At 41.5% G+C, this 7,288-nt stretch carries 8 protein-coding genes; 6 read left to right on the forward strand and 2 right to left on the reverse strand.

Annotation, left to right across the window (positions count from 1 at the left end; all coding sequences use genetic code 11):
• Positions 1-23: 23 nt before the first annotated feature.
• Positions 24-518 carry a hypothetical protein gene (locus tag H6G48_RS08265; RefSeq protein ID WP_242034577.1) on the reverse strand — a complete coding sequence of 165 codons (495 nt, stop codon included), beginning with the start codon at positions 516-518 and terminating at the stop codon, positions 24-26.
• Between the two features lie 7 nt (positions 519-525).
• Positions 526-912: a hypothetical protein gene (locus H6G48_RS08270; protein WP_061431649.1), complete on the reverse strand. Its 387-nt coding sequence runs from the start codon at positions 910-912 to the stop codon at positions 526-528.
• Between the two features lie 354 nt (positions 913-1,266).
• Here H6G48_RS08270 and rfbG point away from each other — a divergent pair, with 354 nt between their 5' ends.
• The 6 genes from rfbG (at position 1,267) to H6G48_RS08300 (ending at position 7,110) form a co-directional block, all read left to right on the forward strand.
• Entirely contained in the window at positions 1,267-2,385 is a 1,119-nt protein-coding gene (gene rfbG / locus H6G48_RS08275; RefSeq protein ID WP_190720889.1) for a CDP-glucose 4,6-dehydratase, read from the forward strand.
• Between the two features lie 74 nt (positions 2,386-2,459).
• Complete coding sequence (rfbH, locus tag H6G48_RS08280) at positions 2,460-3,800, forward strand: lipopolysaccharide biosynthesis protein RfbH (protein ID WP_190720891.1); 1,341 nt, start codon at positions 2,460-2,462, stop codon at positions 3,798-3,800.
• A gap of 86 nt (positions 3,801-3,886) precedes the next feature.
• Positions 3,887-4,429, forward strand: a complete 543-nt coding sequence (gene rfbC, locus H6G48_RS08285; RefSeq protein WP_190720893.1) for a dTDP-4-dehydrorhamnose 3,5-epimerase — start codon at positions 3,887-3,889, stop codon at positions 4,427-4,429.
• A 24-nt stretch (positions 4,430-4,453) separates the two neighbouring features.
• Positions 4,454-4,663, forward strand: coding sequence for an NAD-dependent epimerase/dehydratase family protein (locus tag H6G48_RS26200; protein ID WP_242034579.1), 210 nt, complete (start codon positions 4,454-4,456; stop codon positions 4,661-4,663).
• A gap of 341 nt (positions 4,664-5,004) precedes the next feature.
• A complete protein-coding gene (locus tag H6G48_RS08295) occupies positions 5,005-6,213 on the forward strand; it encodes a glycosyltransferase 87 family protein (RefSeq protein WP_190720895.1) in 1,209 nt (402 codons plus the stop codon).
• A gap of 135 nt (positions 6,214-6,348) precedes the next feature.
• Positions 6,349-7,110, forward strand: coding sequence for a Uma2 family endonuclease (locus tag H6G48_RS08300; protein WP_190720898.1), 762 nt, complete (start codon positions 6,349-6,351; stop codon positions 7,108-7,110).
• The last annotated feature ends 178 nt before the right edge of the window (positions 7,111-7,288 follow it).

Consider the following 7,288-nt stretch of genomic DNA (forward strand, 5'->3'; position numbering starts at 1 on the left):
AATGGCAGAGTTGGAAAAACAGATTAATCGACTTCCCCATTTGCCAAAGTGGTTTGTGGAAATCCCTTATCAAACCACTTGACTATTGGATCATCTTTTTTATGGAGTTCTCTAATGGGAAAGCATTTTCTGGAGATGAACTCTTCATAAGAAGCTTTAATCGGTAGAAATGCCCACTGTTTAGGATCATAAAAAGTTCCAGCAATGGGATGATATTCATCGAGCAATTCTTTTATCTTTTTGGGAATATCTACTCCTTCATCAGCAACAAAGGTAACATCATCATCGATAAAAATGTAGTATTCATAATCTTTAGGAACTTCCCTATATAGCAAGCTCCTGCCCTCACTCCAAGTCACTCCTTTTGCAGTAATGAAAGCATTGGGGTCATCTTCCGTTGCCCAATTAAGGCGATAAAAGTCACTAAATTCAGTAGTAAATAGTTCTCGTTTTTCTATAGTGCAAGGCTCATTACTTAGTTTGCCCTGTTCCAAAATACAGAAGGTTTTTTTACTCATTTACAAATTAGATAAAGTTCGGTACGAGTTCAAGTTTTAGCTTAATATATAGCCAGTCTAAACGATTTGCCAACACCACGAGCATCACGTCTCCAGAGTGGGAGAGGAGATGGGGGTGAACCGGTCCCCACGACCCACCTAGGTAGGCCACAGCACCCTTCATGTCACGCTCAGTACATAGCCCTAAGTTTGAAGCAGCCATAGGGTCGGCAGGAGGCAGGAGTAAATGATTAAATTGTACTTCAGGTGAGTTAAAACCGCTATGTAACACTTTCGAGTCCAGAACAATATTAAAATCCCTGCCACCCAAGCATAGCTGTATGTTCACACCAAATTCAAGCCATATACAATAAGTATAAATACTTAATTGATTTTCCCTTGAATCACGAGGCATCGAAAATCAAGAACGACTCTCCCCGCTCAGAAGTTCCCTGCTCCCCTTTTGTCTCAGCTAACCATTCTAGATGCCTAACAGCTTAACCAATTGACATCCTCGGTCAAGTTCCTGTATAGTAGCTCCCAAAGATTTAGGGTGATGGCTTTAAGCCTTCTCAAAAATTCTTTTCGGCGATTACTGGCAGAAAGCCGTTGAAATTAACCGAAAACCCGGTATAGCGAGTCTATTTGACTTGTGAACAATAATAGCTCCCCTCTCCCCCTGGGATGAGCCTGATGGGTTTTGGCAGTGTATGGATACTTACCGAGAAATGGAAATGCTCAATCACCTTGATGACAGTGGACAAGCTAGATGGAAAATATGGTAAAGAAAGCATTTTGGTCGGGCAAAAAGGTCTTTATTACTGGTCATACTGGCTTTAAGGGGTCTTGGCTGGCGTTTTGGTTACTCCATCTGGGGGCAGAGGTAAAAGGCCTCAGTTTAGCCCCCAATACCACCCCCGCCTTATTCGACCAATTAGACTTAGCTCAGAACCTGAGTCATCATATAGGAGATATTCGAGAGGCTGAGTTAGTGGCTCGTTTAATCGCTTCATGGCAACCGGATGTAGTCTTTCATTTAGCGGCACAACCCTTGGTGCGGCTTTCTTATCTGGAGTCGGTGGAAACGTGGAACACAAATGTTATGGGGACTATTCACGTTTTAGAGGCCCTCAAAAGCCTGACTCATCCCTGTGCCGCCGTGTTTATTACTAGCGATAAGTGCTATGAGAATCGGGAATGGGTCTATGGTTATCGGGAAAATGACCCCTTGGGGGGTTACGATCCCTATAGTTCTAGCAAAGCTGGGGCGGAATTGGCGATCGCATCTTGGCGCAGTTCCTTCTTTAAAACCCCTCAAACCCCCATCGGTATTGCCAGCGCCAGGGCAGGAAATGTCATCGGTGGCGGAGATTGGTCTCTAGACCGGATTGTACCCGATGCAATGCGGGCCTTGATGAAGTCCGAAGCGATTCCGGTGCGGAACCCTCTAGCGACTCGCCCTTGGCAGCACGTTTTAGAGCCTTTAGGGGGCTATTTACGGTTAGCTGAGTCTATTTATGAGCAGTTGATGACGGCCAATTGGCAGCAAGACAGCCGGGGGTTATATGGGGCGTTTAATTTCGGTCCGGCTCTAGCCTCTAATCGCCCAGTTAAAGAGTTAGTTGAGTCTATCCTACAACTTTGGCCAGGGACTTGGCTCGATCAAAGTGATCCGAATGCTGTTCATGAGGCTAAATTGCTTAATCTAGTCACAGATAAGGCTTTTCATACCCTAAAATGGCAACCAGTCTGGGATTTTCGGCAAACCCTCAAGGAAACCGTGACATGGTATTATCAAGCGGCTCAAATGGACTCTCAAGATAAGGCACAATTCCAGGAACTTACCCGCCAACAAATCGAATATTATCAAAGTTGTCTGATCGATTAGCGAACTCAAGGCTGATAATGGTCCAAATTAAGTAATAATTAAGTTCAAATTTCTCCCCTGAAAGGAAATTAACCATGACTCAATCTATTTCTCCCCCCAATACAAATACTGAAGCAGAACTGCGAGAGCAAGTCTTTCAAGCAGTACAAGAATATTATAAGCACAAATTTCAACCCCGGGCTTTTGTGGCGGGGCAGACCTATATTCCGGCATCGGGTAAGGTATTTGATGAGCAAGAATTAGTCAAATTAGTGGATTCTTCCCTAGATTTCTGGTTAACGACGGGCAGATATGCGGCGGAATTCGAGGAACGTTTTGCCCAGTGGATGGGGGTAAAACATTGTTTATTAGTCAATTCCGGTTCTTCAGCGAATTTAGTGGCCTTAAGTGCCTTAACTTCCCCTAAATTGGGAGAAAAACAACTTAAACCGGGGGATGAAGTCATTACCGTTGCTGCGGGTTTCCCGACTACAGTTAATCCCATCTTTCAAAATCAGCTAATTCCGGTCTTTTTAGACGTTAAACTACCCGGTTATGACCTCGACATCGAGCAACTGGAATCGGCCTTGTCAGAGAAGACTAAAGCGATTATGATCGCTCATACCCTGGGAAATCCCTTTAATTTAGAAGCGGTGATGGCTTTTGCCGAAAAACATGACCTCTGGGTAGTCGAGGATAACTGTGATGCGGTGGGAAGTCTTTATCAAGGGCAAAAAACCGGCACCTTTGGGCATTTAGCAACGGTTAGCTTTTATCCTGCTCATCACATGACTATGGGAGAAGGGGGCGCGGTTTTAACCAGCGATACCCGCTTGAAAAAGATTGTCGAGTCATTCCGTGACTGGGGCAGAGATTGTTGGTGTCCTCCGGGGGTAGATAATACCTGTAATAAGCGCTTCGGTTGGCAGTTAGGAGATTTACCCTTCGGTTATGACCATAAGTACACCTATTCTCATGTGGGTTATAACCTGAAGATGACGGATATGCAAGCCGCCGTCGGGGTAGCGCAACTGGATAAATTGCCCGGATTTATCAAAAAGCGCCGAGAAAATTTCGACTTTTTGCATCAAAAGTTACAGGAGCTTCAAGATGTTTTAATTCTGCCTGAAGCCAGCCCCGATTCTGAACCGAGTTGGTTCGGGTTTCCGATTTTTGTCAAGGAAAATGCACCTTTTAGCCGCAATGATTTAGTTAAGCATTTGGAGGAAAAACGCATCGGCACAAGGCTATTATTTGGAGGAAATTTATTGCGACAGCCTCTTTATAAGGGGTTAAATTATCGAGTCGTTGGGGATTTAAGCAATGCCGATAAAATCATGAGTAGTGTTTTTTGGCTAGGCATTTATCCTGGATTAACCGAGGAGATGTTAACCTATGTAGCAACGACCATCAGAGAATTTTGTCATGGCCAATAAAATTACCGAACTTTTGGGACAAAATTTCCGAGCATGGGTAATCAACCTTAATCCACTGTCAATCCACTTAAAATCTTGAAAAACTGATGAAAATCACTGAGACAAGGATTCCTAAGTGCTACGAAATTGTCCCCACTATTTTAGAAGACAAGCGTGGTCGTTTTGTTAAAACTCTACATCAGGACATCTATAAAAGTCACCAGTTAATTATTAACTTTGCTGAAGAATATTACTCGGTGTCCAAGAAAAATGTTTTGAGAGGACTACATTTCCAAGTTCCTCCGCAAGATTGCACAAAAATTGTGTATTGTCTCGAAGGTTCGGTAATAGATGTAGTGGTAGATTTGCGTAAAGGCTCGCCAACATTTGGCGAGTTTGAGTTGTTTAATCTGAGTTCTGAAAATGGTAAGATAATCTATATCCCTTCTGGCCTAGCGCATGGTTTTTATGTGACGAGCGAAACGGCAATTATGTGCTATAAAGTATCAACAGTATATTCTCCCAAAGAAGATACAGGAATTCTTTGGAATTCCGTAGTAATACCTTGGCCAAATCTACATCCTATCTTATCTGAACGAGATCAGAGTTTTCTTCCTTTTTCAGAATTTCGGAGTCCGTTTGTTTATTGAGAATCAAAACAATTTAAAGAAAGCATGAAAGTATTAATTACTGGTGCGAGTGGTTTTGTTGGTTCCCATGTAGCAAGGCTTTTAGTAGCCGAAGGGTGTGAGGTATATCTGGACTTCCCCCGTATAAATATACTAGCTATGGCTAAAAGTCTTACACAGCCTGAGTTAAAGCAATATAATACTAATGGACTACTGGACACAAACTCCGGAAGTCCTTACGCAGATAGGGTTTAAAGCAAAATTTTTCAAATTTGACCTTTCCACCATTATAGCTTGTTTCGGGGCAGAAAACCATCAAAAACATGGCTACAGAGGGAATCGCTGACTCTAGAGATTAATGACACCATCTGTTACAATCAGGTTAGCGATCACTATACAGCCAACTCTACGGAATCGCTCTACTCTAGATACAGTCAACGGTACAGCCATTTTCAAAGGGAAAATGTACCCAGTAGCGTCTTTTCAATTTTTTCTGAGAAGCGACCTGCAGTAAGGGTTTTGTTAATTTTTTAGTATTTCTGTATGGGGGAAGTCCAGTTATAGGATTTGCCATCGCCGTTTTTTATCACTACACGATGGGAGCTTATTTAGGCAATCAACAGCCTCTTAATAGTTTTTTATTTAAACCTAATGATAAGTTTAATGACTTTTGGAACATGGTTAACTTTATCAAGGAACTTAATCCCTACAGAAGTGATGTTTATATTTTTGGTATATATTATCCATTGGGGGAGTTATTTTTCTTCCCGTTTACTATATTTAAGAGCAGAAATTTAGCACTATTAGTGTTTTTGAATATTTTTTTAGTCTGCTGGCTGTTGTTCATAATCAATAATTTTTCTCAGACTAATAGATTAGACAATTTTCGTGATATTTTTGTGATTTCCTTCATGAGCTATCCTTTTCTATTTACTATAGATAGAGCTAATGCAGAATTATATACGTTCTTGTTTTTATGTGGTTTTGCCTACTTTTGTAATAGCTTCAATCACTATAAATCGCTTTTTGCCTTAATTTGTCTATCCCTAGCAATTGCGATGAAACCATTTCCAGCAATTTTTCTAGTCCTATTGGCAAGCGAAAAAAAGTGGAAAAATATCCTCTATGTAATTATATTTGCCGCATTAATAACTATTTTTTCTCTGCTGTGTTTTCAGGGAAGTATTTTAGAAAATATTCAAGGATTGAGAAGAAATCAAGCAATGTTTGTGCAAGATTATGTGATCGGATCGGGAGGTTGGCCTTATGGGGTCAGTTTGTTCGGGTTGATCAAGGTTATTGCCGCTTTTGTCTTAAAGATTTCTAAAGATATTGGTATAATCTCATCATCAGATATAGTGCGAACATTTTTTGATTGGGTTTCACTACTTTTGAGACCCTATTCTGTACTATCGTTAATAATAGTAGGATTGGTAAGTTTATACATTCTGACTAAGGAGAAACTTTTCTGGAAAAAACTAGCTCTTTTAGTTTTTGTGATGAATGTTATCCCCCCCACATCAGGAGATTATCGACTGCTCAATCTTTTTATTCCTTTGGCTTTTTTTATTAATGAACCAAAGTCAAGTAAGTTTGATTTAGCCTATCTGATCCTGTTTGGTCTTTTGCTCATTCCCAAAAATTACTTTATTATTCCAGCCATGACCGATATCGGACTTAGCATAGGAGTTATTATTAATCCATTGTTAATGTTAATATTTGGGTTTTTGATTATTAAGGAAGGATTAAGTAAGACAACAAGAGATATACCCAAACAAAGCCTTGATAGGTCAGTTCGAGAATAAGTTTAACCTCATTGCCCAATTGTGAAAGACAATAGATAAAATATGACTAATCCTGACAATTGAGAGCGCTAGGGGTTGACATTGACAATGGTTTATGATAAGAAAGTGGCATCAGTTGTTCACCCCAACCGACCAATGGCTGAAGAAACCCTCCTAATTGCAGCTAACCCACTGGGGATCAAGCTACCACCGACCGAAGATGAGCTACCTTCTGATGATGGTATTCCCATGGAAACCCAGCGACACGGACTGCAAATGCAGTTATTAGTCAGACCTCTCTCCGGGTGGTTAAAAACTCAAGGACGGGAAGCGTTTGTCGGAGGCAATATGTTTGTTTATTTTAGCCCCAATCAAGTGCGTAACGAGGATTATCGCGGGACTGATGTATTTGTCGTTGTGGACGTGCCTCGAAGAGAACGGAAAAGCTGGGTCGTCTGGGAAGAAGAAAAAGCTCCTGATGTGGTGATTGAGTTGCTCTCTGAAAGTACAGCCAAAAAAGATAAAGAAGAGAAAAAGCTTATCTATCAGAATCGTTTGCGGGTGACAGAATACTTTTGGTATGATCCCTTTGACCCAGAAGATTTAGCGGGACATCGCTTAGAAGGGGGCGTTTATAAATCTTTAAACCCAGATGCTCAAGGCAGGTTCAGCAGCGAAATATTAGGGCTGGTATTGGTGCGTTGGCAGGGGATTTATGGGGATGAACAAGAGCCGATTACTTGGCTACGTTGGGCAACAGCAGCGGGGCAATTGCTCCCCACCATAGAGGAGTTAGCAGAGCAGGAAAAGCAACGAGCCGAGCAGGAAAAGCAACGGGCCGAGCAGGAAAAGCAACGAGCCGAGCGCTTGGCAGCAAAATTAAGAGCGCTAGGAGTTGAAGTTGATGATAGTGTATGAAATAATTGCTGGCATTGTTCACCTACAGGTCTATTTTATAATTAATTTAATGCACCTCCTTAGTTGCGGGCAGTTTATGAGAGCTTATTAAATATTAGGAAGGACTGTTGACGACAATGACACCATCTGCTATTGATTTACCGACAAAATCAACGATAATCACCTGGGAAAAACTGCC

The organism is Microcystis flos-aquae FACHB-1344, from assembly GCF_014698375.1.
Lineage (GTDB): Bacteria > Cyanobacteriota > Cyanobacteriia > Cyanobacteriales > Microcystaceae > Microcystis > Microcystis aeruginosa.

Bases quoted from the DNA above. Each gene is read 5' to 3' on its own strand.
- H6G48_RS08265 (WP_242034577.1), bottom strand. From the start codon at position 518: ATGAGTAAAAAAACCTTCTGTATTTTGGAACAGGGCAAACTAAGTAAT.
- H6G48_RS08270 (WP_061431649.1), bottom strand. From the start codon at position 912: ATGCCTCGTGATTCAAGGGAAAATCAATTAAGTATTTATACTTATTGT.
- rfbG (WP_190720889.1), top strand. From the start codon at position 1,267: ATGGAAAATATGGTAAAGAAAGCATTTTGGTCGGGCAAAAAGGTCTTT.
- rfbH (WP_190720891.1), top strand. From the start codon at position 2,460: ATGACTCAATCTATTTCTCCCCCCAATACAAATACTGAAGCAGAACTG.
- rfbC (WP_190720893.1), top strand. From the start codon at position 3,887: ATGAAAATCACTGAGACAAGGATTCCTAAGTGCTACGAAATTGTCCCC.
- H6G48_RS26200 (WP_242034579.1), top strand. From the start codon at position 4,454: ATGAAAGTATTAATTACTGGTGCGAGTGGTTTTGTTGGTTCCCATGTA.
- H6G48_RS08295 (WP_190720895.1), top strand. From the start codon at position 5,005: ATGGGAGCTTATTTAGGCAATCAACAGCCTCTTAATAGTTTTTTATTT.
- H6G48_RS08300 (WP_190720898.1), top strand. From the start codon at position 6,349: ATGGCTGAAGAAACCCTCCTAATTGCAGCTAACCCACTGGGGATCAAG.